The following is a 2666-nucleotide window of genomic DNA, read 5'->3' on the forward strand; positions in this document are numbered from 1 at the left end:
GGAAAATATGTAGTAATAATATATAAAAATTCTTCACTAACTCCACAGACAAGAATTATTCAATTAAACTAATTTTATATTATAGTTTGTCTATTTGACTATTAGTAATTTGTTCCTTATAAATCTATTTTAACCTTATACTCATAAAATACCCTCAACGAATCATCGCTAAAAGCCGATACTTTCTTTATACTTCTTATTTTTTCCATATCATTATTCTTATATAACTTTCTCGTAACTGTATATCTTCCTGTATGTCTATCTATTGACTCTTCTATTGTACAGTTTATACCTACCTTATTTCCATCTTGATCGTAAAAGAAAATTGTCGGATAAAATGGAACTATTCCCTCTTTTGAATAGGTGTATTTTACTTCCTTATCAGTAATTTCAAAATCTTCTATAACAATTTTTCCGTAGTCACTAACCTCGAGCTTTATAGGTAGATTATCCATACTTTGTGGCTCTAGAAGATGATTTTTTACATTTGTATAATCTGATATAGGAACTAAAGTAATCGATTTAATATCCTCATCTGCTCCCAAAAATTCTATTGATTTTGAGGCTTCAGAAGTTGACATAAAACTTCCCTTATCTAATATATCTAGCATATTTCCTTTTTCATCAAATAAAACAAAATTTGTATCTAGTGTAGCATACCAACTATTAGAAAGCTTTACGGGCTTTTCCTTTATAATAATTTTGTTAGCTAGAGGAGATATTATCACCTTCTCTACAGTTATCTCATGTTTTACTTTTACTTCTTTTTTTGCTTCTTCGTCATAATATTTATTATTTACCACAAAATCTTTATTTATATTGTAAACACGAGTATTTTCAATAGCTTTGGATTTATCTACATTTACAGATATACTCCAGTCGCCTTTTTTGCCAAATATTTCATCAGTTCGAATCTCTATTTTTTCATTATTTTCTATAGTTGTCTCACTCACATCTATTTTTCGCATACCTTTTAACTTGTTATCGGATATGTATGTAGCTTCATGCTCTACAAGTCCAAATGGTGTGATATTTTCTCCATCTTTATATGCATCTAATAACGGACTTACATGATCAGCTGACTTATATTTATTCATATCGACTAAATCAGATATTTTCTCGTCGCTTTCTATTGTATAAAATATTACTAAATAATTTTCATCAATAGATACGCTATCGAGAGTTAATTCTATGCCTTTATCCTCAGCAGTTAAATCAAAATCTGTGCCTGTTTCCTCGAAATCCTCTTTGTCCGATTGATACAGTGATTTTATATTGTCATTAAAATACTGTGAAATTTTACTTATTATTGGAATAGAATCAGCTAGTGAGGTATTCATTATTCCTACTATGCCTATTGATATTACGACTAAAGACGCCACTGCTATTTTTCTATATCTGATTTTTCTTTTGTGATTTTTTCCTCTATTTATAGCTTTTTTAGTAACTTCATCTAAATTATCTGGAATATTTATATTATCAAACTTACTCATTACTTCTCCTCCTTTAATAGATCATATAGCTTTTTCTTCGCGCGTCTTATATATGACTTTACTGTGTTTTCATTACAATCCATGATTTCTGAGATTTGAGATATGCTAAAATCATGAAAATATTGAAGTATTATAGAGGTTTTGTATTTATCATTTAAAGAGTCTATTGCGTCGTATAAGTCTATTTTCTCCTCTAAGCTTGAATAAGAAATCTCGCCTATGTAATTATCTAGCTTTTCATCTGTGAACTTGTTGTCATGTCTTTGTTTTAGTTTCACATTATTTATCAGTATTTTAGTTATCCACGTTTTAAAAAATCTAGAGTTTTTAAGTTTATGTATATTTATATAGGCTTTATAAACGGTCTCTTGATAAATATCTAAAGCATCGTGTTCATTTTTCACATATAAAAAGGACATTTTATAGAGATATTCTTTGTAAATATTTATCAGCTCCTCAAATGCATTGTCGCTTCCTTTTTGTGCTTTTTCGACTAATTCATACTCTTTGTATCGGTCTTTTGTTTGGTTCGATGAGTTTATCATTTTAATTACACTATCTTCAATCATCTTGCCCCGTTACTGAAAACTTATAAAAATCTATAAAAAATTATAAAATTTTTTGTTTCATTCCTTTTTCAACGTATCTGCTTTTACTATAAATAAATTCATAGCTACTTACATTTGATATAATACTCCAAAGGCTTAAATTCCCGACTAACGTATCGGTACATATGGGTAGTGTTATTTAGATAACTAAGCTATTGATTTCCCATAATTCATAAGGTTTATACTCGCATTCTTGTCTCTATCAATTAGAGTATTACATCTTTCGCATTTATAAACCCTATCACTAAGCTTTAAGTCATTTTTTATTGCTCCACAGCAAGAACATATTTTACTGCTTGAATAAAATCTATCTGCAACTATAAATTTAATATTATTCCATAGAGATTTATACTCTATTTGTCTATAAAATCCATAAAAGCATTGCTCTGCTATAGCTTTTGATAAATACTTATTTTTCATCATACCTTTTACATTTAAATCTTCTAAAACAATAAATTTTGGTTTTCGATTTATTATTTCAGTAGTTACTTGATGTAAATAATTATGGCGAATATTTGTTAATCGGTGATTAAGTTTTAATAATTTCTTTTCAGCTTTTATAATG

Annotated in this window: 3 protein-coding genes; all 3 read right to left on the bottom strand. The window is 28.0% G+C overall.

Going from position 1 to position 2666, the window contains the following annotated elements; translation table 11 throughout:
* Positions 1-116: 116 nt before the first annotated feature.
* On the bottom strand, positions 117-1493 hold the full coding sequence (locus tag MR593_RS09285) for a DUF4179 domain-containing protein (RefSeq protein WP_290692159.1): 1377 nt from the start codon (positions 1491-1493) through the stop codon (positions 117-119).
* Positions 1493-2062 (bottom strand): sigma-70 family RNA polymerase sigma factor, encoded by a 570-nt coding sequence (locus tag MR593_RS09290; RefSeq protein ID WP_290692161.1) that lies wholly within the window; start codon positions 2060-2062, stop codon positions 1493-1495. The genes MR593_RS09285 and MR593_RS09290 overlap by 1 nt, the downstream gene beginning before the upstream one ends.
* 186 nt (positions 2063-2248) lie before the next feature.
* A partial coding sequence (locus tag MR593_RS09295) for an RNA-guided endonuclease InsQ/TnpB family protein (protein ID WP_290692163.1) occupies positions 2249-2666 on the bottom strand: 418 nt, incomplete at its 5' end.

This window comes from Intestinibacter sp. (assembly GCF_022780145.1).
Classification (GTDB): Bacteria; Bacillota; Clostridia; order Peptostreptococcales; family Peptostreptococcaceae; genus Intestinibacter.